Here is a 25,452-nt window from a genome sequence, read left to right as displayed (position 1 = left end):
CCCGAACCACGCATTCGCGCGGCTCGGGGCGACTTTCGTTGTGCGACGGCACTGCGCGCTCTCCTCCACATGGAGCGTTCCGTGCTGCTCCATCCACATCCGGGCCGGCGAGCGGCAGATCTCGAAGCGCAGCCCGAGATGATCCGGGCATGGCGCGACTCACGATCATCACCGGTGGCCGAGCGGACCCGAGTGGTCGCCGTGGACGAACGCTTCGTCAGCGCGCAGATGCAGGAACCCTCGTCCGACTGGTTCCGGGACGCTTCGTCGACGCGGATGAGTGGCGCCGTGCGACTCCGGGGGAGCGGCACATCGCTCGCATCAAGGCCGTCCACGACCGTCTCGTAGTCTCACATGCTTCGGCCGCGGCCCTGCACGGGTTGCCCTGGTCTGGTGAGTTCCCCGAGACGGTCGACGTCATCGATCCCCGGCGGACGACTTCCCAGGGGCTCGCACACGTCCGGAAGCGTCCGGGCGCCGGCCGAACGCTCCGCACGGACTCCATGGTCGCGAACGGACGACTGCTCACGGACCTCGTCACGACGGCCGCTGACCTGGCCATCTCCTACGAGCTGCGGGTCTCGGTTCCGGCGCTGGACGCCGCCATGCAGATCGGGCTCACCTCCCGCGAACTGACCGGCGAAGTCGAGCAGCGGAACGCCGTGCACGGCCGTCGCAGAGCGCTGACCGCCATCGAGCTCGCTGATCCTGCGAGCGGGTCGCCGGGTGAGTCGATCGGAAGGGTCGCGCTCGACGAGCTGGGTGCACCGCGGCCCGTCCTCCAGCAGGAGTTCCGCGACGCAGCGGGCCTCATCGGGCGCGTGGACTTCTGGTACCCCGAGCAGGGGATCGTCCTTGAGTTCGACGGTCGCGCGAAGTACCTCGACCCAGCACTGCGCGCTGCCGGTTCGACAGCGGCCGACGTCGTCGTGGCCGAGAAACGTCGAGAAGACCGCCTTCGTCGGCATCCCGACGTCCGAGCGCTCGGACGATTCGGCTGGCGAGAGGCACACGACGCGGACGCGCTCCGGGGTGTGCTGCGGAGCGTTGGCCTTCCGATCGTTCCTCGCTCGTTCGTCCACATGCGCTGACCCGCAATGGTGGGTGGGCCGGCGCACAACGAAACTCACCGTGAATCGCGCAAAGACGCGGTTCGCGGTGACTTTGGTTGTGCGATGCGCCCGCCCGGGGGCCTACGCCAGCTCGAGCAACACGTGCCCGGACGAGACCGTCTGACCGACGGGGGCGTTCAGCCCGGTGACGACGCCGTCGCGCGGGGCCTGCACGGGCTGCTCCATCTTCATGGCCTCGAGCACGACGAGCAGGTCGCCCTTCACCACGGTGTCACCCTCGGCGACCGCGAGCTTCACCACGGTGGCCTGCATCGGCGACGTGACCGAACCGGACGACGCCAGCCCGCCGCGGACGCCCGAGGCGCGGCGCTTCGGGGGAGCGGTGGGGCCGGCCGGACGACGACCGGCGGCACCGGCAGCGCCGCCTCCGACGATCGACGGCATGGTGACCTCGATGCGCTTGCCCTGCACCTCGACGACGACCGAGTCGCGCGCCGCCGGCTCCGGGAGTTCCTCGGGGGAGCCGCTCCACGCCGGGATGTCGTTCTGGAACTCGGTCTCGATCCACTGCGTGTAGATGCTGAACGGCGTCTCGTCGGACGTGGCGAACGCCGGGTCGGACACGACCGCGCGGTGGAAGGGCAGCACGGTCGGCAGCCCCGTCACCTCGAACTCGGCCAGCGCACGGCGCGAACGCTCGAGCGCTTCGGCGCGCGTGGCACCGGTGACGATGAGCTTCGCGAGCATCGAGTCGAACGATCCGGACACGACGTCGCCGGAGACGACACCGGAGTCGACCCTGACGCCGGGGCCGGACGGTGCGTTGAACGCGTGCACGGGGCCGGGCGCCGGGAAGAAGTTGCGACCCGGGTCCTCGCCGTTGATGCGGAACTCGAACGAGTGCCCGCGCGGCGTCGGGTCGGCGTAGTCGAGCACGCCGCCCTCGGCGATGCGGAACTGCTCGCGCACGAGGTCGATGCCGGTGACCTCCTCGGACACGCAGTGCTCGACCTGCAGGCGGGTGTTCACCTCGAGGAAGGACACGGTGCCGTCGGCGCCGATGAGGAACTCGCAGGTGCCGGCACCGACGTAGCCGACCTCGCGGAGGATCGCCTTCGACGACTCGTACAGCGCGGTCTGCTGCTCGGGCGTCAGGTAGGGCGCCGGGGCTTCCTCGACGAGCTTCTGGTGACGACGCTGCAGGGAGCAGTCGCGGGTGGAGACCACGACGACGTTGCCGTGCTCGTCCGCCAGGCACTGGGTCTCGACGTGGCGCGGCTTGTCCAGGTACTTCTCGACGAAGCACTCGCCCCGACCGAACGCGGCGATCGCCTCACGCGTGGCGGACTCGAAGAGCTCCTCGACCGAGGCACGGTCGCGGACGACCTTCAGACCACGACCGCCACCGCCGAACGCCGCCTTGATCGCGACGGGCAGACCGACCTGGTCGACGAAGTCGACGACCTCGGAGACGTCCTGCACGGGCTCGATGGTGCCCGGCGCGAGCGGTGCGCCGACCTTCTCGGCGACGTGGCGCGCGGACACCTTGTCGCCCAGGCGCTCGATCGACTCGGGCGACGGGCCGATCCAGGTGAGCCCGGCGTCGATGACGGCGCGGGCGAAGTCGGCGTTCTCGGCGAGGAACCCGTACCCGGGGTGCACGGCGTCGGCGCCGGATCGCCTGGCGACCGAGATGATCTTGTCGATGACGAGGTAGGTGTCGGCGCTCGTGGTGCCGTTCAGCGCGTAGGCCTCGTCAGCGAGGCGAGCGTGGAGGGCGTCACGGTCCTGGTCGGCGTAGACCGCGACCGATGCCTTGCCTGCGTCGCGGGCCGCGCGGATGATGCGGACGGCGATCTCGCCGCGGTTCGCGATGAGGACCTTGCTGATACGGGGCATGACACATCAGCGTATTCGTGCGGCGGGGGTGTGAATTGAATGGCACCCACAAAGAACCACCCGGAACAGGTGCGGTTGTCTACAGTGCCCAGAGGTCGTGCCAGGCGATGCCGAAGCCCCGCAACAGCATCGAACGGAGGACCGGCAGCGACAACCCGACGACGGCGGAGGGGGCGCCGTCGATCCGGGTGATGTACGCGGCGGCCCGGCCGTCGATGGTGAAGGCCCCGGCGACCTCGAGCGGTTCACCCGTCGCGACGTACGCGTCGATCTCCTCGGGCGACATGTCCTCGGCGAAGGTGAGCACCGCGCTGTCGACCGCGACGACGCGGTCGCCGTCGGCGACGAGCCCCGATCCGCCGGGCGCGACGTCCGCGACGGAGCCGGCCAGGCCGAGCGGCCCGCCGCCCGACGCGTCCACGGTGCGGACTGGAGGCGCGGTGCGGGCCCGCCCCGCGCCTCCAGGCCGGTCGTCGGTCGTGTCCAGGGCGCGGCGCCGGTCGATCACGCAGTGTCCGCTCCACAGCGTGCCGCCGCCGGCGGCGAGCATCTGCCGCCACCGGTCGCGGGCCACGGCGGGGTCGTGGGGCTTGCCGTACAGGACGCCGTCGACCTCGAACGCAGAGTCCCCGCCGAACACGAACCCGTCGATCGGCGCGCCGGCAGCCGGAGCAGCAGCGTCGTCCGCGAGCGGTGCGTCCGCGACCGCAGCCGCCTTCTCGATCGCGAGCATCGCGACGAGCTCCGGACCGGTCAGGTCCCGACCGAGGGCCGACGCCACGGCGGCGACCGCAGCATCCTCGTCGACCCCCGGCGCGACGTGCACCGGCTCGATCCCGGACTGGGCGAGGAGGGCTCGGCGGGCGGGGGAGGTACTCGCAAGGTACAGACGCATGGGAACATCGAACCATGGGTGAATCGGTCGGAACGCTGCTCGAACTCGACGTCACCGGGATCGCCCACGGCGGGATCTCGGTCGCACGGCACGAGGGGCGGGTGGTGTTCGTGTCGGACGCGGTGCCCGGCGAGCGGGTCGTGGCCCGGGTGACGGAGGACCGCAAGAAGTCGTTCTGGCGCGCCGACACGGTCTCGGTCGAGACGCCGAGCGAGCACCGCGTCGACCACGTCTGGCCCGAGGCGGCACTCGACCGCGACCCCGACGTCCGCCCCGGCGGCGCCGAGTTCGGGCACATCGCCCTCGCACACCAGCGCACCCTGAAGCACGACGTCCTGGTGGACTCGTTCGCGCGGTTCGCCCACACCGACCTCGCGGAGGTGCTCGGCCACGACGTCCTCGTCGAGGCGGCGCCCGGCGACGACGCGGCGAACGGCCTCGGCTGGCGCACCCGCGTCCGGCTGCACGTCGACGAGTCCGGTACCGCCGGACCCTTCGCGGCCCGCTCGCACACCGTCGTGCCGGTCACGTCGCTCCCGCTCGCGAGCCGCGTCGTGCAGGACAGCGCACCCCTCGGCCGCGGCCTGATGCCCGGTGCGTCCGTCGTCGACGTCCTGGCGCCGAGCGGCTCCGAAGGGGCCCGCCTCGTCATCGACGAGCAGAAGCCCACCGTCGTCACCGAGGTCGTCGGGGAGCGCTCGTTCGCCGTCGACGACAACGGCTTCTGGCAGGTGCACCGCGCCGCGCCGGCCGTGCTCACCGCGGCCGTGCAGGACCTCGTCGACCGGGACCGGCTCGACCCCGAGGGCCAGCACCTCGACCTCTACGGCGGCGTCGGCCTGCTCGCCGCCGCACTCGGCGACCTCGTCGGACCGAAGGCGCGGCTCACCAGCGTCGAGAGCGCGCCCCGCGCCACCGAGCACGCGCAGGAGAACCTCGTCGAGTGGATCGGCGCGCGCGCCGAGACCGGCCGCGTCGACCGCTGGCTGCAGCGGACCGCCGCCACCCTGTCGCCGTCGGAACGGCAGCGGTACCGCGCCGGCACGATCGTGCTCGACCCGCCGCGCTCCGGCGCCGGCCGCGAAGGCGTCGTGCAGATCGCCGCGCTCCAGCCCGCACAGGTCGTCTACGTCGCCTGCGACCCGGTCGCGTTGGCCCGCGACGTCGCGACCTTCGCGGACCTCGGGTACCGCCTGGAGGCACTGCGCGCGTTCGACCTCTTCCCGCACACCCACCACCTGGAGGCCGTGGCGCGCCTGGTGCCCGTCGGCTGACGGTGGTCGCGGGTCGGGTTCGCCGTGTCGCGACCGATCCGCGCCGCTGCCTGAGTCCGACCTGGGTATCCTTGGTCGGTGATGGCTCCCCGGTTTCAGGGGCCGGGGGTGCGCATCGACGAGAGAGGCCACCGTGGCAAACGACACGACCACCACCGGAGCGACCGAACAGGCGACCAAGCCCGTCCGTGTCGCGATCGTCGACGACCACGAGTCCGTGCGACTCGGGATCCAGGCTGCGTGCCAGAACGAGGGGTTCGAGGTGGTCCTCACCGCCGCGAGCGTGCCGGACTACATCGAGCACCTCGACGGGCGTGAGGTCGACGTCGTCGTCCTCGACCTGTCGCTCGGCGACGGCTCGACCGTGACCGCGAACGTGAAGGGTGTGCAGGGCACCGGTTCCGCGGTCCTCGTGCACTCGATCGCCGACCGCGTCGCGAACGTCCGCGAGGCACTCGCCGCCGGGGCAGCCGGTGTGATCCCGAAGTCCTCCGCGACGAAGACCGTGATGGCGGCCGTCGCGACCGTCGCACGCGGCGACGTGCTCAACAACCTCGAGTGGGCGAGCGCGATCGACGCCGACCGCGAGTTCGCGAAGGCGCAGCTCGGCCGACGTGAGCGCGAGATCCTCCACCTCTACGCCTCGGGCCTGCCGCTCAAGCTCGCCGCGCAGCAGCTCGGCATCGGGTACTCGACGGCGCGGGAGTACCTCGACCGGATTCGTGTGAAGTACGTCGAGGTCGGTCGTCCGGCTCCGACGAAGGTCGACCTCCTCCGGCGTGCGGTGGAGGACGGGATCCTCCCGGGGCTCGACTCGGGCATCGACCCCGACGGCGACGGTCGCTGAGCAGCATGGCTGCGGCTGACGCGGCACCCACGTCCGGTCCGTCGCGATCGGGCGGGGTGGCTGGTGCTTCCGGCGCGGCGCGCTCCCGTCCGGTCGCTCGGAGTGGTTCCGGGCCCAGGGGCTCCGAGCAGGCGCCCTTCGGCGCGGACCCGTCGCGGATCGTCCGTGCGACGATCACCCAGGCGTCCGTCGAGCGCGCGTTCGCGATCCTCATCGCCGTGGCGGCGCTGGGCTTCGGCGCGACCACGGTGCCCGCCGTCCTCGCGCAGCTGCCGTTCCTCGACCCGTTCTGGGGCCCGGTCGTGGCGTGCGGGCTCGCGGCGTCGTTCCTGTTCGTCGGCGCGTCGGTGTTCATCCGTCCGGTGGCCCAGCTGGCGCAGATCGTCTGCGCGCTGCTGTTCCTCGTCGCGCTGGTCACGTGGCCGCTGACCGTCCGGGAACCGATCCCGTCCGACCAGGTGCCGTGGCCGTGGTGGCTCTGCACCGTCGGCTCGACGGCCGCCGCGATGGGCTTCGCGCCGTGGCGGGCGACGGTCTACACGGCGCTCGTGCCCACCGTGTACGTGGTCATCCGGCTCACTCCCGTCGGTGGGGACGCCGGTGTCCGGGCGCTCCTCGACGGCGTGTACACGGCGATCCTCAGTGGTGCCGTCCTCGTCATCGCGGTCGTCCTCCGTCGAGCGGCCACCGCCGTCGACGCCGCCCAGGCCACCGCCGTCCGCCGCTACTCGCACGCCATCCGGGAGCACGCGACCGAGGTCGAGCGCGTCCAGGTCGACGCGATCGTGCACGACAGCGTGCTCACGACGCTGCTGTCCGCGGCCCGTGCCGAGACGGTCGACGCCGAACGGCTCGCCGCGCGGATGGCGCGGAACGCGATCGACCACCTCGAGGCGGCGGCGTCCGACGACCCGGCGGGCGCTCCACCCGTGTCGCTCGCCGACCTCCGTGCCCGGATCACCGATGCGGTCGGCGCGCTCGCCGCGCCCGTGCGGGTGCAGGGACAACAGGTCGGCAGCACCCGGGTGCCGGCGACCGTCGCCGACGCCCTGGCCTCCGCGGCGCTGCAGGCGGCCGTGAACAGCGTGCAGCACGCCGGTGGGCCCGAGGTCGACCGCTGGATCGTCGTCGAGCAGCACGGCGCCGGGGTGCGGATCGAGGTCGGCGACGACGGGGCCGGCTTCGACCTCGACGCGATCCCGGCCGAGCGGCTCGGGGTCCGACGGTCGATCGTCGAGCGCGTGGTCGCGGTCGACGGTCACGCCGAGGTGGTCACCGCTCCCGGCACCGGAACCCGTGTCCGGCTCGACTGGACGCCGCGGACGGAGGGCGACCGGTGAAGGTCTCGATCCCCGCCGGCGTCGCGATCGGGCTCGCCGCGCTGTTCTCCGTCTACCACCTGCTCCTCGCCGCCACGACGCTGCCGCGGGTCCTCGACGCCGGACCGGTGCTCGCGTGCATGGTCCTCTACGCCGCCGCGACGGGTGCGGCGCTCTTCGTCCCCGGCCGGACGCTGCCGATCTGGGCGACGTGCTTCGCGCTCGCGACCGCGGTCGTCATGCCGATCGTCGCGTCCCCGGTGGTGGAGCTCCGCTCCGGCCCCGGCTACAACACGTGGTGGATCGCCGCCGTGGGCACGCTGATGGTGGTGCTCGTCGTCCGTGGGCGCGGACCCTTCGCGTGGATCGGCGTCGGCTTCCTCGCCGTGCACACCGTCGCGTGGGCGGGGCTCGGCGCGCTCGGGTCCCTCGGGGTGGTCGGCAGCGTGTCGTGGGTCGCGATCGCCACCGGGTTCGCCGTCGCGATGAACCGTGCCACACGGGTCACGCGCGACTTCATCCGTGCCGAGCAGGAGACCGCGGACTGGCAGGCGGCGCAGGACGCGCACGTGTTCGAGCGGCAGTTCCGCCTCAGCCAGACGACACGGATGGCGCTGCCGATGCTGCAGCGGATCATCGACACCGGGGGAGACCTCGACGCCGCCGAGCGTGACGAGTGCCTGCACCTCGAGCAGGCCATCCGTGACGAGATCCGCGGCCGGTCCCTGCTCTCCGAGGAGGTGCGCGAGGAGGTCATGCACCTCCGACGTCGCGGCGCCACGGTGCAGCTGCACGACGACGGCGGCCTCGACGACCTCGAGATCGAGGACCTGCGTCGTGTGCACGTCCGGATCGCCGAGGCGCTGCGCCAGGCCCGCGAGGCCGACAACGTCATCGTCCGCACCGTCTCCGAGGGCTCCGACTCGGCCGTGACCGTCGTCGGCCTCCGGCTGGACCTGGCGGCGAGCGAGTCGGCGGCGCTCGGGGCGGGGCTCGACGACGACGACGGCGACGCGGACGACTCCGTCGTGATCTGGCTGGAGATCCCGCGGCACGTCCCCGCGTAGGGCTGGGCGCTGCTGCTGGTGCCGGCGGGCGCAGGGGAACGGCATCGTCGTTGTCGTTCGACGTCGGCGATGTCGTACGACGTCGGCGATGTCGTACTGGCTCGGTCGTTCGACACGAACGCCGCCCGGAAACGGGGAACGGGCCGGTCGGAATCCGACCGGCCCGTTCACGACCCGAATCTGAGCGACAACCCGAATATCGCCCTGACTCGTAGCTGGTGGTGGCTTCGTACCCTAGTCGGCCACCGCCTGCGATGTTCTTCGTTGAAGGACACCGAACAACAACTACTATGCCTGCCGCCAACTGGTCTGTCAGTCGTCATTATGGGGGACAAATCAGGCGTTTTCAGACCCGGTCGACCGGTGATGTCCCCCGTCTGAGGGGAGACCGACCGGGAAGTGCACCCTGCAACGCAGCGGATGACTCGATACCCAGGGGTACATGGTCGCCCGTTGCCGGCAGCGCGCGCAAGAGCCCGTCAGCGCGCGCAAGAGCCCGTCACCACGCGACGCGCGGCCCTGCGCAACACGGATCAGCGGAGCGAACGCGTCCAGGCACCCGCACCGTGCTCGAGCGGACGCCGGAGCCCTCGGGCCGAGGCGTCCCAGCCGGTGCGCGGCGAGACGATGGCCTCGGGCCGGCCGAGCGACGCGGCCTCGTCGGCCTGACGCTGCAGCACGGCGATGACGGCTGCGAGCTCCTCGGGTGTGGGGTCGCCCGACACGACGCGGACGGCTGCCCCGACCGAGACGGGCTCCTCGGCGGGGACCGCAGCGGCGTGGCGGCCCATCAGGCGGCCACCATGCCCGAGCCCGAGCGCGAGCCCGAGCGCAGTTGCAGGTGCAGCGCACTCACAGTGGGATGTTCCCGTGCTTCTTCGGCGGCACCGAGGCGCGCTTGCCGCGGAGGGCCCGCAGCGCCTTGATGACCGACACGCGGGTGGCGTGCGGCTGGATGATCCCGTCGAGCTCACCGCGCTCGGCGGCGAGGTACGGCGACGCGACGTTGTAGGTGTACTCGTTCGCGAGCTTGGCCCGCACCGCGGCGACGTCCTCGCCCGATTCCTCGGCGCGCTTGATCTCGGCGCGGTACAGGATGTTGACGGCGCCCTGACCGCCCATGACCGCGATCTCGGCGGTCGGCCACGCCAGGTTGATGTCGGCGCCGAGCTGCTTCGACCCCATCACGATGTAGGCGCCGCCGTAGGCCTTGCGGGTGATGACGGTGACCAGCGGGACGGTGGCCTCGGCGTAGGCGTAGAGGAGCTTCGCGCCGCGGCGGATCACGCCGGTCCACTCCTGGTCGGTGCCGGGCAGGTAGCCGGGGACGTCGACGAGGGTGAGGATCGGGATCCCGAACGCGTCGCAGAACCGCACGAAGCGTGCGGCCTTCTCGCCGGCGTCGATGTTGAGCGTGCCGGCCATGGCCTGCGGCTGGTTCGCGATGATGCCGACGGTGCGACCCTCGATCCGGCCGAAGCCGATGAGGATGTTCGGCGCGAAGAGTGGCTGGACCTCGAGGAACTCGCCGTCGTCGACGAGGTGCTCGATGATCGTCGTGACGTCGTACGGCTGGTTCGCGGAGTCCGGGATGACGACGTCGAGCTCGCGGTCGGCGTCGGTGGTCTCGAGCTCCGGGGCGACGTCGTACGCGGGCGGGTCGGAGAGGTTGTTGTCCGGCAGGAACCCGATGAGCGACCGGGCGTAGTCGAGGGCGTCGGTCTCGTCCTCGGCGAGGTAGTGCGCGACACCGGAGACGGCGTTGTGCGTCTGGGCGCCGCCGAGTTCCTCGAAGCCGACGTCCTCACCGGTCACGGTCTTGATGACGTCGGGGCCGGTGACGAACATGTGGCTGGTCTTGTCGACCATGATCACGAAGTCGGTGAGCGCGGGGGAGTACACGGCGCCGCCCGCTGCCGGGCCCATCACGATCGAGAGCTGCGGGATGACCCCGGACGCCTGCGTGTTGAGGCGGAAGATCTCGCCGTACTTGCCGAGCGCGACCACGCCTTCCTGGATGCGTGCGCCGCCGGAGTCGAGGATGCCGATGATCGGCACGCCGGTCTTGATGGCGTGTTCCATCACCTTGATGATCTTCTCGCCGGCGACCTCGCCGAGGGACCCGCCGAAGACGGTGAAGTCCTGCGCGTACACGGCGACGTTCCGGCCGTGGATGGTGCCGACGCCGGTGACGACCGCGTCCCCGTAGGGGCGCTTGGCCTCCATCCCGAAGGCGTGGGTGCGGTGGCGGACGAACTCGTCGAACTCGACGAACGAGTTCTCGTCGAGCAGCTGCTCGATCCGTTCGCGCGCCGTGCCCTTGCCCTTGGCGTGCTGCTTCGCGATCGCGGCCTCGCCCGCGGCGGTCACTGCTTCGTGGTACCGCTCGCGGAGGTCGGCGAGCCGGCCGGCCGTCGTCGAGAGATCGGGGGTGTCTCCTGAAGTCACCCGCTCACCCTACCGGCGGCGGCCACGCGGTCGGTTGGAGGACCCCCACGGTTCCTGGCCGTACATTTGCGTGCATGTCCACACCCGCGTCGCCGTCGTTCCCGCAGAGCCGAGCGGCCACGACCGCGGTCGGCGCGGTGTTCACCGCCCCGACGACGACGGGGTCGACGAACGCCGACCTCCTCGGGCTCGCCCCGGAGCAGCCCCACGGCAGTGTGCTCGTGACGCTCGACCAGACCGCCGGGCGTGGTCGCCTGGACCGCTCCTGGTCGGCGCCGGCCGGTGAGACGCTCGCGGTGAGCCTGCTCGTCCGCGCGGACCTCGACGAGCGCGACCGCGGCTGGCTCCCGCTCGTCGCGGGCGCGGCGATGCGCGATGCGATCCACCGGGCGCTCGGCGACGAGGGATCGGCCGAAACCGACGGCGCCGTGCTCGTGAAGTGGCCGAACGACGTCCAGATCGACGGCCGCAAGGTGTGCGGCATCCTCTGCCAGGTCGCCTCCGACGGCAGCGTCGTGGTCGGCGCCGGCGTGAACCTCACGATCCCCGCGGACCGGCTCCCGACGCCCACGTCCACCTCGCTGGCCGTCGCGGGTGCGCACGGGTCCGCCGCCGAGCTCGCCGACGCGGTGCTGGTCGCCTTCCACGGCGCCGTCCTGGAGGCAGTGGCCGCCCTGGTCGCGGGCGGTGCGGCCGCCGAGACGGTCCGGTCCCACGTCCGGTCGGCCTGCGGCACGATCGGGCAGCGCGTCCGGATCGAGCTGCCGGACGGCACGCACCTGGAGGCGGAGGCCACCGGCATCGACGACGACGGGCGCATCACGATCCGGGATCGAGCGGGTGTCTCCAGGGGCGTCGCCGTGGGGGACGTCACCCACCTGCGGTATGCATGACGACATGACCGACGAGCCCCCGCCCGAACGCGTCGTCGCACGCCTGCGGCCGCACGCGCGCCGGCTCGTGCGGCCCGCGGTCTTCGTGGTGGTCGTCATGGCGGCCGGCGGCTTCGGCTTCGGCGTCTTCCAGGCCCAGCTCGCGTGGCTCAACGCCGTGGTGGCCGGCCTCGTCCTCGTCCTGCTGTTCCTCGGCGGCGCGATGCCCCTGTTCCGGTGGATGTCCGAGCGGTACGTGGTCACCACGCGGCGCCTCGTCGTCGTGCACGGCCTCGGCACGCGGACCCGGCGGGAGCTCCTGCACTCGCGGGGCTACGACGTCACGGTCCGTCGGCGGGGCCTGCAGGGCATGTTCCGGTCCGGGGACGTCCTCGTGTTCCCGGGCGACGAGCCGGCCGTGGTGCTGGCGGACGTCCCGCACGCCGACCTCGTCGTGGCCGTGCTGCACGACATGGTCGAGGCCCACGAAGCCCGTCGGCGCCACCGCGAGCCCGACTGGGACGAGATCGTCGGCCGTGCCGACCGCCCGCAGTGGGGCGACGTCCGGCCCTGACCCGCCGACTCCCGCACGGTGGAAGTTCGACGAGAACCCGGTAGCGTCTCCCCGTGCGAATCTCTGTCATCGGCTGCGGGTACCTCGGTGCCGTGCACGCCGCATCCATGGCCAAGCTCGGACACGACGTCGTCGCCGTCGACGTCGATCCGGTGAAGATCGAACGGCTCGCGGCGGGCGAGGCCCCGTTCTTCGAGCCCGGTCTCCCCGAGATCCTCAGCGAGGCCCTCGCCTTCGGGCGGATCCGCTTCACGACGGACATGTCCGAGGTCGCCGGTGCCCGCGTGCACTTCCTCGCCGTCGGCACCCCGCAGGGCCCGACCGGCGCCGCGGACCTCACCTACGTCGACGCCGCGGTGGCCGCGCTCACCCCGTACCTGTCCGCGGACGACTTCGTGGTCGGCAAGTCGACGGTCCCCGTGGGCACCGCCGCGCGGCTCGCCGCCGAGGTCGACGCCGCCGTGCCGGGCGCGACGCTCGTGTGGAACCCCGAGTTCCTCCGTGAGGGCTTCGCGGTCCAGGACACGATCTCCCCGGACCGCTTCGTGTACGGCGTGCCCGACGGCGAGGCCGGCCAGCGCGCCGTGGACACCCTCGACGAGGTCTACGCCGAGGCGCTCGCCACCGGCACGCCCCGTCTCGTGGTGAACCTGCCCACCGCCGAGCTCGTGAAGATCAGCGCGAACGCGTTCCTCGCGACGAAGATCTCGTTCATCAACTCGATGGCCGAGATCGCCGAGGTGTCCGGCGCCGACGTCACGGCGCTCGCCGACGCGATCGGGCACGACGCCCGCATCGGCCGGAAGTTCCTGAACGCCGGGCTCGGCTTCGGCGGCGGGTGCCTGCCGAAGGACATCCGGGCGTTCCAGGCCCGGGCGAACGAGCTCGGGGTGGGGGAGTCGCTGGCGTTCCTCGCCGACGTCGACGCCACCAACCTCCGCCGTCGCGCGCACGTGGTCGAGCTCGCACAGGAGCTCCTCGGCGGTGCGGTCACCGGCAAGCGCGTGGCCGTGCTCGGGCTCGCCTTCAAGCCGAACTCCGACGACGTCCGTGACTCGCCGGCGCTCGACATCGCGGCGCGGCTCCACGAGCTCGGCGCCGCCGTCGCCGCCTACGACCCCGAGGCCGTCGTCACCGCTCGTCGCATCCACCCGGAGCTCGAGTACGTCGAGCATGCGACGGACGCCCTCCGCGATGCCGACATCGTGCTCGTGCTCACCGAGTGGAACGAGTTCCGCGAACTCGACGCCACCACGGCGGCGACCCTGATGTCGGTCCCGGTCGTCGTCGACGGGCGCAACTGCCTCGACCGCGACGCGTGGACCGCTGCTGGCTTCACCTACCGCGGCATGGGGCGCTGACCGCAGCCGCTGCACCGACCACGGAGGCCGCGCCCACGGGCGCGGCCTTCGTCATGCACTCGGAGCCGACCGTCGTCAGACGTTGGCCGACGGAGCGGGGCGAGCCGCGCCTCCAGACTGGTGCCACCGGGCCACCTGCACGACCGCGACGACCAGGCCCACCGCGACGAGCCCCGCGACGACGAGCACGACGGCGAACGGCACCGGACCGGTGGCGGCGTACCGGTCGATGCCCTCGGCCGTGACCGGGGACCGGGCGCCGTTCCAGAACCAGGCCGCGACGACGGCGAGCCCGTAGACGCCGATGCCGGGGGCGGTGACGGCGACGGCGGTGGCGAGGGCGCGACGGCCTGCCGGAGTGCCCGGGATCCGACGCCACGCGAGCGCGCTGAGCACGACGAGGGCGAGGAGCGCGGGGAACAGGTACCGGCCCTGGGTGCCGGCGACCTGTGTGGTGTCGAGGTAGGCGCGGGCGCTGCTGGCCGTCTGCAGCGCGAGGAGCAGCACCGGGAACACGGCGAGGCACCAGGCCATCGGACGCGTGTCGGGGCCGGAGCGGGGGCGACGGAACGCCCATCCGAGGACCACCACGACCGCGACGACCGTCAGCACGGCGGTGAGCAGGTCGCCGATGCTGACCTGCGCACGCTGGCCCGGGCTGCCCCAGAACGTGCGGGCGATCGTGCCCCAGCTGACGTCGGCGAAGTGCAGCACCGACGGGTGCTCACCCGGCGGGAAGTCGGCCGGCGGCCGGATCGACGCGTAGCCGTCCGGCTGCAGGCGGTGGTACGCGACGAGGTTGTGCAGCCACCACCACGACCCGAGCACGGCCGTGGTGCCGAGCACGACGACCGTGCGGACCAGCCTCCGGGCGAGGGGCAGTACCCCGGCTCCGGCGACGACCGCGACGAGCCCGACGAACGGCACCGCCGGCAACCCGGTGCCCTTCGTCCAGACGAGCGCGGCGGTGACGACGCCGAGCGCGACGAGCGTGCGGGTGCGGAGGTCCCCGGTGAGGAGCCGGACGGCCAGCCAGACCACCGCGCCGCCGAGCAGCAGGACCGGTGCGTCGTTCGTCACCGACGCGCCGATCGACGCGAGCTGCGGCGTCGCGAACAGTGCCAGCGGGGCGACGAGCGCGGCCCGGGGTGACCGGGTGGCCCGGCGGACGGCGGCCCAGGCGAGGAGTGCGAGGGGCATGACCAGCGCGGCGTCCGCGAGCCGCAGCGCCAGGACGGCGTGGTCCCAGCGCAGGGAACCGAAGTGGACGGCGCGGAGCACCAGCGCGTCGACGGCGTAGGCCGTCGGCGGGTGCTGCGTCATCTGGTCGACCGTGGCCGAGTCCCCGGGGTGGGCGGCGAGCAGTGCTCCGACGGTCGACCAGCCGTCCGCGCCGGACGTGCCGTCCGCGCCGGACGTGCCGGAGGTGCCGGACGCAGGCTGCGACGCCTGCTCCTGCTGCGCCGCGACCACGGCGTTCGACACGTGCAGCGTGCCCGGCGCGGGCCAGCCGCTGCCCGTCGCGACGTGCACGGCGGCGTCGAAGTGCGCCGGTTCGTCAGGCGCCTGGAACGCGGGGACGACGAGCGCCCAGAGCACGAGCCACAGGCCGAACACCGCGGTCAGGAGCGCGACGCCCAGTCCCTCGCGTCGGGTGACGGCGGGGTGCGGGGCGGGCGGCATCGACGGGGCTCCTCGGGACGGCGGTGCCACCGGGCGAGCGGCTCGACGAGCCTACTGGCCGGAGACCTCGGACACCTCGGACGGTTCGGACACCCCGGACGGCTCGGACACCCCGGACGGTTCCGACACCCCGGACGGCTCGGGCGCCCGGGACACGCCCGTCGACCGCTGCGCGCCGACCGGCTCGCCCTGCCCGCTGCGCTCCGGGTGGTAGACCCAGACCTTGTACAGCCAGAACCGGAACGCGGTGCCGAGCAGCAGGCCGATCACGTTGCCGGAGACGTTGTCCGCCAGCGCCGAGGTCAACCCGAGCACGTAGTGGGACACCGCCAGGCAGCCGAGCGAGATGACCATGCCGCCGAGGGACACGATGACGAACTCCACGCCCTCGCGGGTGGCGACCGAACGGCGCTGGTCGCGGAAGGTCCAGTAGCGGTTGCCCATCCAGTTCACGAAGATCGCGACCACGGTGGAGACGACCTTCGCCCAGAACGGGCCGGAGTGGACGTCGTCGGGGTTGAAGACCGTCGCACGGAGCACGTTGAAGATCGCGGTGTCGACGACGAAGCCGACGGCGCCGACCACGCCGAAGCGGGCCAGTTGGGCTATCAGTCGCCGCACGGGTTCTCCATGGTCCGTAGAGTTGTCGCTGGTCGTGCACTGCACGTCTCGAGCGGATCGCGCGAAGGTGCGACCCGAACAGCGATTGTAGACAGGACGCTCTCCCGGCACGGTGAGAACGACGGAAGGAACACACAGCATGGCGTTGCGCGTCGGGGTCATCGGTGGAGGACAGCTGGCACGGATGATGGTGCCCGCCGCGGTCGAGCTCGGTCTCGACATCCGGGTGCTCGCCGAGGGACCGGACATGTCCGCCGCGATCGCCGCCACCGCCGAGGGCGACTACCACGACGTCGACACCGTCCTGGCCTTCGCGCGCGGGGTCGACGTCGTCACCTTCGACCACGAGCACGTGCCGCAGGACGTCCTCCGCGCACTCGTCGAGGCCGGCGTCGCCGTGCGCCCCGGACCGGAGGCGCTCGCCGTCGCCCAGGACAAGATCACGATGCGCACCCGCCTCACCGAGCTCGGCCTGCCGGTGCCGGACTGGGCCGCCGTGCAGGACCCCGACGAGCTGCAGGCGTTCCTCGACGACCACGGCGGACGTGCCGTCGTGAAGACCCCGCGCGGCGGGTACGACGGCAAGGGCGTCCGCGTCGTCTCCGACCCGGCCGACGTCGCCGACTGGTTCATCGCCGTGGCCGAGACCGGCGGCGGGCAGGCGCTCCTCGTCGAGGAACTCGTGGCCTTCACCCGCGAGCTCGCGCAGTCGGTGGCCCGTCGCCCCTCCGGCGAGGTCGTCGCCTGGCCGCTCGTCGAGACGGTGCAGCGCGACGGGGTCTGCGCCGAGGTGTTCGCCCCGGCGCCGGACAGCGCCGGCCGGCTCGCCGACGCCGCCGAGGACATCGCCGTCCGCATCGCGACCGAGCTCGGGGTCACCGGGGTGCTCGCGGTGGAGCTCTTCCAGACCGACGACGAGCGCATCCTCATCAACGAGCTCGCCATGCGGCCGCACAACACCGGGCACTGGACCATCGACGGTGCGACCACGAGCCAGTTCGAGCAGCACCTCCGCGCCGTGCTCGACCTGCCGCTCGGCGCCACCGGCGTGCACGCTCCCGCCGCCGTGATGGTCAACGTGCTCGGCGGTCCGGCGGACGGCGACCTCGCCGCCCGCTACCCGGCAGCGCTCGAGGCCTTCCCCGAGGCGAAGTACCACTTCTACGGCAAGGCCCCGCGGCCGGGCCGGAAGATCGGTCACGTCACCGTCATCGGTGACGACGTCGACGACGTCACCTACCGGGCCCGGTCCGCCGCAGCGCACTTCGACGACTGACGCTGCGGTCACGACGCGGTCGCTGCCGGCCTGGAGGCGCGTGACGGCGCCGCCACGCGCCTCCAGTCCGCCCGTGGCCGGTGACGCGCTGGTCCACCGAAGGGCGGACACCCGGTCGGGTGGCACCCGATCTGGCGTGTGTACGGGGCGTCGGAGCACGTGCTCCCATGGACGGGTCAGGGGACCGTCAGCCGCAGGGAGCACCACATGCGCCGCGCACCGCGCCGCACCACGAACACCACCGTCTTCGGCGCCGTCGGCGCCCTCGTCGCGATCGCCGCGGGCACGCTCGCCGCGGGCGCGCTCACACCCGGCGTCGCCACCGCGGCGACCAGTGCCACGGCGCTGCGGGCGGCATCGTCCACGACCCTCTACGGCGCCGGCCCGTACCGGTCGGACACCAGCGAGGCCGCGAAGCAGGTGACCGCCCTCGCCACGAGCGACCCGGCCGGCGCAGCCGCCGCGACGACCATCGCCGAGTACCCCGTCGCGATCTGGCTCGGCGACTGGACGCAGGGCGCGACCCTCACCAAGACGATCGACGCGGCCGTCGCCGGGGCCGAGCGCGCCGGCACCACCCCCGTCTTCGTCACCTACGCCATCCCGCAGCGCGACTGCGGCGGGTACTCCGCCGGCGGCTTCGACGAGGCGACGTACGACGCGTGGGTCGACCAGATCGTCGCGCGCCTCGCCGGGCACCGCGCGGCCGTGGTCGTCGAGCCGGACTCGCTCGCGATGTTGAGCAACGCGGCGTGCAGCGACGTCCTCGACCAGCAGCGCTACCGGATCCTGTCCCGCGAGGTCGCCGCCTTCACCGCGGCGGGCATCCCGGCGTACCTCGACGCCGGCAACTCGAACTGGGTGGCCCCCGCCACGATCGCCGCGCGCCTCACCAGCGCCGGCGTGCAGAACGCCCGCGGGTTCTTCACGAACGTCGCGAACTACTACCCGACCGCGCAGGAGCAGGCGTACGCCGAGAAGGTCTCCGCGGCGACGGGCGGCTCGCACTACGTGATCGACACCTCCCGCAACGGGCAGGGCTGGCGCGGGACCTGGTGCAACGGTCCGGGGTCCGGGCTCGGTACCTCGCCCCGGACCGTGTCGGACGGCACCGGCCTCGACGCGCTGCTGTGGGTGAAGACGCCGGGAGCGAGCGACGGCACGTGCGGCGGCGCGCCGGCGGCGGGCAAGTGGTGGTCGACGTTCGCACAGGCACTCGTGGCGAACGCGCGGCTCGGGACCCCGGCGGTCGCGGCGCCGGCTGCGCCTGCTGCGGTGGCGCCGACGGCTGTGCCGACGGCGGTGCCGACGGCTGTGCCGACGCCGGCTGCGACCGCGACGGCGACCGCGTCGCCCAAGCCGACCCCGACCGCGACGGCGACCCCGACCGCATCGGCCTCGCCGAAGCCGACCCCGACCCCGACCCCGACCGCCACGGCGAAGCCGACGGTCAAGGCGCCGGCCGTGGCCCCGCAGGTGCACTTCGAATCGGTGGCGTCCGGCACGACCCGTCGCGTCACCGTCCGCGGCTGGGTGTTCGACCGCGACGACCTCACGAAGCCCGTCTCGGTGCGCGTGACGGTGGCGGGCAAGACCGTCGGCACCGCCACGGCGAACGTCCTGCGGCCCGACGTCGACCGCGTCTACCACGTGGGCCGGAACCACGGCGTCGCCGCCACCGTCGCCGTCCCCAGCGGCCGGCGCAGCGTCTGCCTGACCGCGATCGGCATCGGCGGCGGCGGGAACACGTCGATGGGCTGCAAGACCCTCACCGTGCGCTGAGGGGGCTGCGGGTGCGGGAGGATGGCCGCATGCCGCGTCATCTCCTCCGTCGTGCAGCCGGACGGCTGCGTCGTGCCGTGACCGGGACACCGGCGGCGGTACCCGCACCCCGGCCCGCGCCGCTGCCGGAACCCGCGCCGCTCCCCGTGCTCGGCTACGTGGTGGCCGGCGGCGGTGGAGCGCACCCCGCGTCCGCGCACGTGCGGGTCGTCCGCCGGATCGAGCACCTGGCCCGGAGCGGCCGCGCGGAGGTCCGGCAGGCCGACCCCGCCGCGTTCGTCGACGGCACGGACGAGACCCCGTACGCGGCACTCCTCGTGCAGCGGGACATCCTGCCGCGGGACCTCGTGGGGCCGTTCCTCGCCGCCGCGGCCTCGCGTGGCATCCGGGTCGCGGCTGAGGTCGACGACGACTTCTTCACGGACTCCGGACGCGACCGCCTGGCCCGCGCCGAGTACGACCCGGACCGGCTCGCCTCGATCGACGCGCTCGTGCGCGGGGCCGACCTGGTGGTGGTGAGCACCGAGGAGCTCGCCGCCGTGGTCCGTCCGATCGCCCGTCGTGTCGTCATGGTCCGGAACGCCCTCGACCCGACGATCTGGCTGCCGGGGGAGCCGGTCGTCGACGACGACCTCCCCGCGGACGAGCACCGCGTCCTCTACATGGGGACGCTCACCCACGGCGCGGACCTCGCGCTCCTCCGCGACGTCTTCACCGACCTGACCGACTCGGCCGGGGTGCCGATCCGCCTCGAGGTCATCGGCGTCACCGAGGACCCGGACGGACCCGCCTGGTACCGCCGGGTCGAGGTGCCGGACGGCCACTACCCGGCGTTCTCCCGCTGGCTCGTCGACCACCGGCAGCGCTGGCGTGCCGGCGTGGCCCCGCTCCGCGACGAGGAGTTCAACCGGGCGAAGAGCGACCTGAAGGCCATCGAGTACACCGCGCTCGGGCTCCCCGCCGTGGTGTCCGACCGGCCGTCCTACCGGGGCGCGGCCGACCACGGCGTCGTCGCCGTCCCCGACGACGTCGGCGCCTGGCGTGACGCCGTGCGCGCCGCGGTCGAGTCCGGCCGGGCCGACCCGGCCGCGGCGGAGTGGGTGCGTGCCGAGCGCGTGATCGGCGACGACGGCGACACCTGGCGGTCCGCCCTGCTCGGCTAGGCTCGTGCCGTGACCGACACCGCAGCCCCCGTCCAGCCGCTCGTCTCGATCATCATGGGGTCGGACTCCGACTGGCCGACGATGCGTGCGGCGGCCGAGATGCTCACCGAGCTCGGCATCCCCTTCGAGGCCGACGTCGTCTCCGCGCACCGCACCCCGGACAAGATGACCCGCTTCGCTCGCGGTGCGGCGGCCCGTGGCATCCGCGTCGTGATCGCCGGTGCCGGGGGAGCGGCGCACCTGCCCGGCATGGTCGCCTCGATGACGACGCTCCCCGTGATCGGCGTCCCGGTGCAGCTGGCGCGACTCGACGGTCTCGACTCGCTGCTCTCGATCGTGCAGATGCCGGCCGGCATCCCCGTCGCGACGATGGCGATCAACGGTGCGGCGAACGCGGGGCTCCTCGCGGCGCGCATCATCGGCTCGTCCGACGCAGCGGTCGCGGCACGGCTGGCGGAGTACGCCGACGGACTCGAGCAGCTCGTCGAGGAGAAGGCACAGCGCCTGCGCGACTCGCTCTGACGGACGCGGCCGACCTGGTCAGGGCGGCCCGGCCAGGGCCGACCCGATCAGAGGTCGGCGTGCAGCTGCCAGGTCTCGGCAGCGGAGTCCTTCCAGTCGAACATCCGCGCACGGTCCGGTCCGGCGACCGCGAGCTGCCCGGCGAGCAGCGGGTCGTTGACGACCTGGTAGACCGCCTGCGCCAGTCGCTCCGGGTAGGAGTCGCGCGGGTCACGGGCGACGGTGACACCGGCGTCCGAGGCGACCTCGCGCACGGCGTCGTCGTCCGAGTGGATGACCGGGGTGCCGAAGCTCATCGCCTCGATCACGGGGAGGCCGAAGCCCTCGGCGAGACTCGGGAACACGAACACCGTCGCCCGGTCGTAGGCCACGGCGAGGTCGGCGTCGTCGATCCGTCCGAGCACCTTCACCCGGTCGCGGGCGAGTCCGGCGCGCTCGGCGGTGCCGTACACGTCGACGTCGCCCCACCCGTCCGGCCCGGAGACGACGAGCGGGATGTCGGCGGGCGCATCGGGGTGCGCCATCGCCTCGATGAGGTAGGTGAGACCCTTGCGCGGCTCGAGCGTCCCCACGGCCAGCACGTAGCGGTCCGGCAGCCCGAGCCGTTCGGCACGGAGGTCGGCGTCGACCGGGGTCCGAAGCCGACCGCTCGGCGCGCCGCCGATGACCCGGAGTCGGTCGTCGAAGCGGTGGATCTGGTTGAGGGCACCGGCGACCGCGTGCGTCGGCACCACCACGGCGTCGGCGTGCTTCCACGCCCGCTTCACCATGGCGCGGTGGAACTGCACCCCGCGGGCGGTCAGGGTCTCGGGGTGGGTCCACGGCACGGTGTCGTGCACCGTGACGACGGTCTGGCGGCCGGGGTCGCTGAAGCGGTCGTGCTTGACGAGCGGCGCGAGCACGCTCGGCGAGTGCACCATGCCGCGGCCGACGTTGCCGACGAAGCCGCCCTGCCATGCGAGCGAGAGCTCACGGCGGGGGAGCGCCAGCCGGTCGAGGTCGGCGAGTCCGGGCAGCAGCGTCCGGATGTGGGCGAGCTCGTCCTTGCTCACGGCGGACACGATGCCGGCGACGTCGCAGCCTGCCGGCGCGTTGTCGATCAGGTGCCGCGTGAGTTCCTCCGCGTAGCGACCGATGCCACCCGGGACGGGGGCGACGACCTGGTCGACGACGACGTGGAGTGTTGTCATGCGGTGCGCCTCCTCGTGGTGCTGCCGTGCGCACGGCTCGGTCGGAAACCGACCATATCAGTCGGCACGGGGAGGAACCGGGGTGCTCCCGCGGGGCGCCGTCGCGGCGGTGACCCGGCGGTGCCGTGCAGCGAGGACCGCCCCGACACCGGCGAGGACGACGTCGCCGATGGTCATGAAGACGCGGCTGATCACGGCGAGGGCGAGCGGTGCGGACCCCCCGGCGACGCTGCCCAGGAGCAGGACGAGGATGCCCTCGCGCGGACCGATGCCGGCCGGGGCGATGATCACCACGAAGCCGACCAACCACGCCACCGCGTAGGCGCCGACGGCCACCGGGAAGAGCGCGGGCGAGTCGGCGCCGAACGCCCGCAGCACGACGGACGCCTGCACGCCGTAGGCCACCCACATGACGAGGGACCAGACGAGCGACATCACGGTGCCGGACCAGGTGAGCGTGGTGTCCTGCGGGGGACGACGGAGCACCCGGAACGCGATGGCGATGAGCCGACCGAGGACGGGCGGGGTGAGGCAGACGAGCCCGATGACGATGAGCGGGATGAGCCACCAGAAGGTCGCGAAGCCGGTCGACGACGCGAGCAGGACGGCGACGATGCCGACGAGTGCTGCTGTGACGATGCTCACGAGCATCGAGGCCAGGGCCGCCACGGCGCTGCCGGTGCGCTGCAGGCCGTGCGCGCGGCCGAGCTCGGCCTGGGCGGCGATCGACCAGACGCCGCCGGGGATGTACTTGCCGAGCTGGCCGACGAAGAAGATCGAGGACGCGGCCGCGAGGCGCACGCGGTACCCGCTCGCCGCCATCATCGCTCGCCAGGACAGCATGTTGGCCACGAGCGCGACGAGCGTGAAGACGATGCCGACGACGACCGTGACCGCGTCGAGGCTGGCGAAGTCGTGGACGATCTTGTCCCACTGCTTCGCGACGCTCCAGACGAGGAACGCCACGGCCACGACGGCCGCCACCCACTTCACCGCGGTGAGCACGCGAGCGCGCCGACCGGTGGTCGGCACGGCGGCCGTGGCGGGGTCGGCGGAGGTGTCGAGCGGGTCCGGGGACCCTGCGGGCGACCCCGTAGGCTGTTGTGCGTCCATCGACCGACAACTCTAAGGGAGCGCGCTGGATGCGACCCGATCAGGACCTCCGTCCGACCCTGCTCGTCGCCGCGTCGACCTTCCCCGCCGAGGCCGGTGACGGCACACCCGGGTTCGTGCTCGACCTCGCGATCGCCCTGTCGGACGAGTACCGCGTCGTGGTCGTCGCGCCGATGACGAAGGGTGCCCGCGCCCACCAGCGGATCGGCGACGTCGAGGTCCGCCGCTACGGGTACTTCCCGGCGCGCTGGCGCGACCTCGCCGACGGCGCCATCGTGGACAACCTCAAGGCGGACAAGACCCGCTGGCTGCAGGTGCCGTTCTTCTTCGTGTCGATGGCCGCGGCGCTCCGTCGCGAGCGTCGCCGCTCCCGGCCGGACGTCGCCCTCCTGCACTGGATCATCCCGCAGGGGGCCGTCGGCCAGCTCGTCCTCGGCGACCTGCCGCGCGTCGTGACCACGCTGGGCGGCGACCTGTACGCCCTGCGCAACCCGCTCCTCCAGGCGGTGAAGCGATCCGTGATCCGCAGCGCCGCGTCGGTGACCTGCATGAGCACGGACATGGCGCGGGAACTCGGGAAGCTCGGTGCCCGCGAGGACCAGGTGCACGTGGTGCCGATGGGCGTCGACCTCGAGCCGATCACCCGTGCCGTCGAGCGCGAGACGCGGGTCCCCGGACGCGTGCTGTTCGTCGGGCGGCTCGTCGAGAAGAAGGGCGCGATCGTCCTCATCGACGCGCTCGACCGGATGAGCCGTCAGCCGGCTGAGGTCGCGATCGTCGGTGACGGGCCGCTCCGCGCGCCGCTCGAGGCCCGTGCGGGCGCCGCGGTCACGTTCCTCGGCGCTCGCGGGAAAGAGGACCTCGCGTCGGAGTACGCGAAGGCCGCCATCGCGCTGTACCCGTCCGTCCCGGCCGCCAACGGTGACCGTGACGGCCTGCCGGTGGCGCTCCTCGAGGCGATGTCCGCCGGGTGCGCGATCGTCGCGTCGGCGGTGCCCGGCATCGTCGACGTCATCGAGGACGGCGTGAACGGCCTGCTCGTCGCACCCGGGGACGCCGGTGCGCTGGCCGCAGCGGTCGACCGGCTGCTCGCCGACCCGGCGCTGGCCGAGCGGCTCGGCCGTGCCGCCGCGCAGACGGCGGCCGCGCACACCGTCGACGCCGTCGGCGACCGGTACCGCGAACTGCTGGCGGCGGCGCGGCGCTGACCGTGTCGGACCGGGCCGCGACGTGGCCGGTCGCATCGGATCCGGCCGCGGCTCGTGCCCGAGTGGTGACCGCCCACCGACGCACCCCGACGCGCGGAGTGGGCGGTCAGGCAGCCCGACGGTCGTCGTCGGGCAGACGCGCGTGCTCGACGCCGCCCTGCGGCGGCGTTCCGCCGACCCGTCCCCGGCGCACGGTGATGGAACGGGCCACCCGTTTCGCGAGCCGGTGCGCGGGCAGTTCCACGAGCCGGGCGAAGAGCCCCGCGACGACGACGGCGATCGGGATCGCGATGATCGGCGTGAGCCACGGCACGGACGTCGGCAGCAGGTACGCGACCGACACCGTGATCGGTTCGTGCACGAGGTAGAGGCTGAACGAGAGTCGGCCCAGGGCCCGCGGGATCGGTCCGAGCATCACCCGTTCGGCCGGCAGCCACTTGCCGCACAGCAGGACGATGAGCCCCGCCGAGGCGACGACCACCATCGGGACGTGGATGCCGACCAGGGAGCGGGGGATCCACCACTCGAACGTGATGCCGAGCACGGCCAGCCCGGCGAGGACCCATCCCGGACCACGACGGATCTCCGGGATCCGCTCCCACCCGGCGGCCAGCGCCGAGCCGAGCAGGAACATCGGCAGGTACATGAGCCAGTCGTCGTGGGTCTGCCGGCCGAGCGCCGAGAGCACGAGCGCGGCGATCGCGGTGAGCCACCAGACACGTCGGGTCGCCTTCGCGATGAGGACGAAGAGCGGGAGCAGGAGCGAGAACGCGACCTCCCACGTCAGGGACCACAGCGGACTGTTCAGCCGCGTCGGGGAGATCAGGGTCACGTCGCCGAGCAGACCGCCGGCGGTGAGGGGCTCGACGTGCCGGAGCAGCCAACCGGAGGCGCCGGGCTCGGAGGTGCGCGGGACGAGCAGGAACAGGGCGAGCGCCAGCGCGACCGAGGCGATCACCGGGATGTAGAGCCGGAGCATCCTGCTCGGGTAGTACGCGAACCAGTCCTGCGCGCGCCGGAGCGCCGGGAGCGTCAGCACGAACCCGCTCAGCACGAAGAAGACGAACACGGCCTCGCCACCGGCCCAGAAGAGGTGCAGGGGTGTGTCGACGAGCCAGGCGCGGTTCGCCGGGATCGGTTGGCCGTTGTTGCCGTCGGAGAGGGTCGGCACGACGAGCAGTCCGTGGTGGACCAGGACGACGGCGGCGGCGACGCCGCGGAGTCCGTCCAACGACCCGATGCGGCCCGCGGGTCGATCACGCATG

At 72.9% G+C, this 25,452-nt stretch carries 22 protein-coding genes; 13 read left to right on the top strand and 9 right to left on the bottom strand.

Annotated features, from left to right (window positions below; all coding sequences use genetic code 11):
* Positions 1–149 precede the first annotated feature (149 nt).
* Positions 150–1,091, top strand: coding sequence for a hypothetical protein (locus DEJ28_RS11965; RefSeq protein WP_284180743.1), 942 nt, complete (start codon positions 150–152; stop codon positions 1,089–1,091).
* A 102-nt stretch (positions 1,092–1,193) separates the two neighbouring features.
* Here DEJ28_RS11965 and DEJ28_RS11960 read toward each other — a convergent pair whose 3' ends face one another.
* Together DEJ28_RS11960 and DEJ28_RS11955 are read right to left on the bottom strand one after the other, a co-directional pair.
* Positions 1,194–2,972: an acetyl/propionyl/methylcrotonyl-CoA carboxylase subunit alpha gene (locus DEJ28_RS11960; protein ID WP_111114843.1), complete on the bottom strand. Its 1,779-nt coding sequence runs from the start codon at positions 2,970–2,972 to the stop codon at positions 1,194–1,196.
* Between the two features lie 79 nt (positions 2,973–3,051).
* Positions 3,052–3,867, bottom strand: a complete 816-nt coding sequence (locus DEJ28_RS11955; protein WP_111114844.1) for a Maf family protein — start codon at positions 3,865–3,867, stop codon at positions 3,052–3,054.
* 14 nt (positions 3,868–3,881) lie between these two features.
* Here DEJ28_RS11955 and DEJ28_RS11950 point away from each other — a divergent pair, with 14 nt between their 5' ends.
* From DEJ28_RS11950 to DEJ28_RS11935, 4 genes are all read left to right on the top strand, one after another.
* The gene (locus DEJ28_RS11950) at positions 3,882–5,141 is read left to right on the top strand and encodes a class I SAM-dependent RNA methyltransferase (protein ID WP_111114845.1); all 1,260 of its coding nucleotides are present in this window, start codon (positions 3,882–3,884) and stop codon (positions 5,139–5,141) included.
* Between the two features lie 133 nt (positions 5,142–5,274).
* Positions 5,275–5,988, top strand: coding sequence for a response regulator transcription factor (locus DEJ28_RS11945; protein ID WP_111114846.1), 714 nt, complete (start codon positions 5,275–5,277; stop codon positions 5,986–5,988).
* Positions 5,989–6,044: 56 nt separating this feature from the next.
* The gene (locus tag DEJ28_RS11940) at positions 6,045–7,328 is read left to right on the top strand and encodes a sensor histidine kinase (RefSeq protein WP_111114847.1); all 1,284 of its coding nucleotides are present in this window, start codon (positions 6,045–6,047) and stop codon (positions 7,326–7,328) included.
* Positions 7,325–8,374, top strand: a complete 1,050-nt coding sequence (locus DEJ28_RS11935) for a DUF8320 family protein (RefSeq protein WP_111114848.1) — start codon at positions 7,325–7,327, stop codon at positions 8,372–8,374. The genes DEJ28_RS11940 and DEJ28_RS11935 overlap by 4 nt, the downstream gene beginning before the upstream one ends.
* A gap of 533 nt (positions 8,375–8,907) precedes the next feature.
* Here DEJ28_RS11935 and DEJ28_RS11930 read toward each other — a convergent pair.
* On the bottom strand, positions 8,908–9,165 hold the full coding sequence (locus DEJ28_RS11930; RefSeq protein WP_111114849.1) for an acyl-CoA carboxylase subunit epsilon: 258 nt from the start codon (positions 9,163–9,165) through the stop codon (positions 8,908–8,910).
* 61 nt (positions 9,166–9,226) lie between these two features.
* The gene (locus DEJ28_RS11925; protein ID WP_111114850.1) at positions 9,227–10,822 is read right to left on the bottom strand and encodes an acyl-CoA carboxylase subunit beta; all 1,596 of its coding nucleotides are present in this window, start codon (positions 10,820–10,822) and stop codon (positions 9,227–9,229) included.
* Positions 10,823–10,896: 74 nt separating this feature from the next.
* On the opposite strand from DEJ28_RS11925, the gene DEJ28_RS11920 reads away from it, so the two are divergent.
* From DEJ28_RS11920 to DEJ28_RS11910, 3 genes are read left to right on the top strand one after another with little or no spacing between them, the layout of a single operon-like run.
* Positions 10,897–11,715 carry a biotin--[acetyl-CoA-carboxylase] ligase gene (locus tag DEJ28_RS11920; protein ID WP_111114851.1) on the top strand — a complete coding sequence of 273 codons (819 nt, stop codon included), beginning with the start codon at positions 10,897–10,899 and terminating at the stop codon, positions 11,713–11,715.
* A gap of 4 nt (positions 11,716–11,719) precedes the next feature.
* On the top strand, positions 11,720–12,268 hold the full coding sequence (locus DEJ28_RS11915) for a PH domain-containing protein (RefSeq protein ID WP_181433644.1): 549 nt from the start codon (positions 11,720–11,722) through the stop codon (positions 12,266–12,268).
* A gap of 53 nt (positions 12,269–12,321) precedes the next feature.
* The gene (locus DEJ28_RS11910) at positions 12,322–13,629 is read left to right on the top strand and encodes a UDP-glucose dehydrogenase family protein (RefSeq protein WP_111114853.1); all 1,308 of its coding nucleotides are present in this window, start codon (positions 12,322–12,324) and stop codon (positions 13,627–13,629) included.
* A 75-nt stretch (positions 13,630–13,704) separates the two neighbouring features.
* Here the strand turns inward: DEJ28_RS11910 and DEJ28_RS11905 are convergent, their stop codons facing one another.
* Together DEJ28_RS11905 and DEJ28_RS11900 are read right to left on the bottom strand one after the other, a co-directional pair.
* Entirely contained in the window at positions 13,705–15,312 is a 1,608-nt protein-coding gene (locus DEJ28_RS11905; protein ID WP_111114854.1) for a DUF2142 domain-containing protein, read from the bottom strand.
* A 51-nt stretch (positions 15,313–15,363) separates the two neighbouring features.
* Positions 15,364–15,933 carry a GtrA family protein gene (locus DEJ28_RS11900; protein WP_111114855.1) on the bottom strand — a complete coding sequence of 190 codons (570 nt, stop codon included), beginning with the start codon at positions 15,931–15,933 and terminating at the stop codon, positions 15,364–15,366.
* Between the two features lie 139 nt (positions 15,934–16,072).
* Between DEJ28_RS11900 and DEJ28_RS11895 the strand changes: the two genes are divergently transcribed.
* The 4 genes from DEJ28_RS11895 to purE all read left to right on the top strand — a co-directional run bounded on the left by DEJ28_RS11895 (position 16,073) and on the right by purE (position 20,676).
* Positions 16,073–17,209 carry a 5-(carboxyamino)imidazole ribonucleotide synthase gene (locus DEJ28_RS11895; protein ID WP_111114856.1) on the top strand — a complete coding sequence of 379 codons (1,137 nt, stop codon included), beginning with the start codon at positions 16,073–16,075 and terminating at the stop codon, positions 17,207–17,209.
* 207 nt (positions 17,210–17,416) lie between these two features.
* Positions 17,417–18,991, top strand: a complete 1,575-nt coding sequence (locus DEJ28_RS11890; protein ID WP_111114857.1) for a glycoside hydrolase family 6 protein — start codon at positions 17,417–17,419, stop codon at positions 18,989–18,991.
* 29 nt (positions 18,992–19,020) lie between these two features.
* Positions 19,021–20,154, top strand: coding sequence for a glycosyltransferase family protein (locus tag DEJ28_RS11885; protein WP_146248812.1), 1,134 nt, complete (start codon positions 19,021–19,023; stop codon positions 20,152–20,154).
* A 9-nt stretch (positions 20,155–20,163) separates the two neighbouring features.
* Entirely contained in the window at positions 20,164–20,676 is a 513-nt protein-coding gene (purE, locus tag DEJ28_RS11880) for a 5-(carboxyamino)imidazole ribonucleotide mutase (RefSeq protein WP_220034598.1), read from the top strand.
* 47 nt (positions 20,677–20,723) lie between these two features.
* On the opposite strand, the gene DEJ28_RS11875 is transcribed toward purE, so the two are convergent.
* Positions 20,724–21,866: a glycosyltransferase family 4 protein gene (locus tag DEJ28_RS11875; RefSeq protein WP_111114859.1), complete on the bottom strand. Its 1,143-nt coding sequence runs from the start codon at positions 21,864–21,866 to the stop codon at positions 20,724–20,726.
* A gap of 57 nt (positions 21,867–21,923) precedes the next feature.
* Positions 21,924–22,979, bottom strand: a complete 1,056-nt coding sequence (locus tag DEJ28_RS11870; protein WP_111114860.1) for a lysylphosphatidylglycerol synthase transmembrane domain-containing protein — start codon at positions 22,977–22,979, stop codon at positions 21,924–21,926.
* 29 nt (positions 22,980–23,008) lie between these two features.
* Here DEJ28_RS11870 and DEJ28_RS11865 point away from each other — a divergent pair, with 29 nt between their 5' ends.
* A complete protein-coding gene (locus DEJ28_RS11865) occupies positions 23,009–24,187 on the top strand; it encodes a glycosyltransferase (protein WP_111114861.1) in 1,179 nt (392 codons plus the stop codon).
* A gap of 106 nt (positions 24,188–24,293) precedes the next feature.
* Here the strand turns inward: DEJ28_RS11865 and DEJ28_RS11860 are convergent, their stop codons facing one another.
* Positions 24,294–25,451: an acyltransferase family protein gene (locus tag DEJ28_RS11860; protein WP_111114862.1), complete on the bottom strand. Its 1,158-nt coding sequence runs from the start codon at positions 25,449–25,451 to the stop codon at positions 24,294–24,296.
* Position 25,452: the final 1 nt, after the last annotated feature.

Source organism: Curtobacterium sp. MCPF17_002, assembly GCF_003234115.2.
Taxonomy (GTDB): Bacteria; Actinomycetota; Actinomycetes; order Actinomycetales; family Microbacteriaceae; genus Curtobacterium.
This window is presented reverse-complemented; position numbering and strand designations above follow the sequence as displayed.

Excerpts from the sequence above, each read along its gene's own strand:
- DEJ28_RS11965 (WP_284180743.1), top strand. The coding sequence starts at position 150 with ATGGCGCGACTCACGATCATCACCGGTGGCCGAGCGGACCCGAGTGGT.
- DEJ28_RS11960 (WP_111114843.1), bottom strand. The coding sequence starts at position 2,972 with ATGCCCCGTATCAGCAAGGTCCTCATCGCGAACCGCGGCGAGATCGCC.
- DEJ28_RS11955 (WP_111114844.1), bottom strand. The coding sequence starts at position 3,867 with ATGCGTCTGTACCTTGCGAGTACCTCCCCCGCCCGCCGAGCCCTCCTC.
- DEJ28_RS11950 (WP_111114845.1), top strand. The coding sequence starts at position 3,882 with ATGGGTGAATCGGTCGGAACGCTGCTCGAACTCGACGTCACCGGGATC.
- DEJ28_RS11930 (WP_111114849.1), bottom strand. The coding sequence starts at position 9,165 with ATGGGCCGCCACGCCGCTGCGGTCCCCGCCGAGGAGCCCGTCTCGGTC.
- DEJ28_RS11920 (WP_111114851.1), top strand. The coding sequence starts at position 10,897 with ATGTCCACACCCGCGTCGCCGTCGTTCCCGCAGAGCCGAGCGGCCACG.
- DEJ28_RS11915 (WP_181433644.1), top strand. The coding sequence starts at position 11,720 with ATGACCGACGAGCCCCCGCCCGAACGCGTCGTCGCACGCCTGCGGCCG.
- DEJ28_RS11905 (WP_111114854.1), bottom strand. The coding sequence starts at position 15,312 with ATGCCGCCCGCCCCGCACCCCGCCGTCACCCGACGCGAGGGACTGGGC.
- DEJ28_RS11895 (WP_111114856.1), top strand. The coding sequence starts at position 16,073 with ATGGCGTTGCGCGTCGGGGTCATCGGTGGAGGACAGCTGGCACGGATG.
- DEJ28_RS11890 (WP_111114857.1), top strand. The coding sequence starts at position 17,417 with ATGCGCCGCGCACCGCGCCGCACCACGAACACCACCGTCTTCGGCGCC.
- DEJ28_RS11885 (WP_146248812.1), top strand. The coding sequence starts at position 19,021 with ATGCCGCGTCATCTCCTCCGTCGTGCAGCCGGACGGCTGCGTCGTGCC.
- DEJ28_RS11875 (WP_111114859.1), bottom strand. The coding sequence starts at position 21,866 with ATGACAACACTCCACGTCGTCGTCGACCAGGTCGTCGCCCCCGTCCCG.
- DEJ28_RS11870 (WP_111114860.1), bottom strand. The coding sequence starts at position 22,979 with ATGGACGCACAACAGCCTACGGGGTCGCCCGCAGGGTCCCCGGACCCG.
- DEJ28_RS11865 (WP_111114861.1), top strand. The coding sequence starts at position 23,009 with ATGCGACCCGATCAGGACCTCCGTCCGACCCTGCTCGTCGCCGCGTCG.
- DEJ28_RS11860 (WP_111114862.1), bottom strand. The coding sequence starts at position 25,451 with ATGCGTGATCGACCCGCGGGCCGCATCGGGTCGTTGGACGGACTCCGC.